Genomic DNA, 371 nt, shown 5'->3' on the forward strand with positions numbered 1-371 from the left:
GAACCCGGGCGGCGGCAGCGACAAGCCCGAGCAGGACAAGAACGCCGAAGCCGTGCTGTTCGTCGTTGAAGGCGAAGCCGAGCTGACGCTGCAAGGCAAGAAGCACACGCTCAAGCCGGGCGGCTACGCATTCATTCCGCCGGGCGCGGACTGGACGCTGCACAACGTGAGCGATGCGGCTGTGCGCTTCCACTGGATCCGCAAGCACTACCAGGTGGTCGATGGCATTCCGCTGCCGGAAGCCTTCGTGACCAACGAGCAGGACGTCGAGCCGATCCCGATGCCGGGCACCAACGGCGCTTGGGTGACGACGCGCTTTGTCGACATGAGCGACATGCGCCACGACATGCACGTGAATATCGTGACGTTCG

Annotated in this window: 1 protein-coding gene; it reads left to right on the plus strand. The window is 64.2% G+C overall.

From position 1 onward, the window contains the following. Positions 1-371, plus strand: a 371-nt coding sequence (locus RVY79_RS17980; RefSeq protein WP_317465883.1) for a cupin domain-containing protein, incomplete at both ends; no start/stop codon positions are given.

This window comes from Chromohalobacter sp. HP20-39 (assembly GCF_033052815.1).
GTDB lineage: Bacteria > Pseudomonadota > Gammaproteobacteria > Pseudomonadales > Halomonadaceae > Chromohalobacter.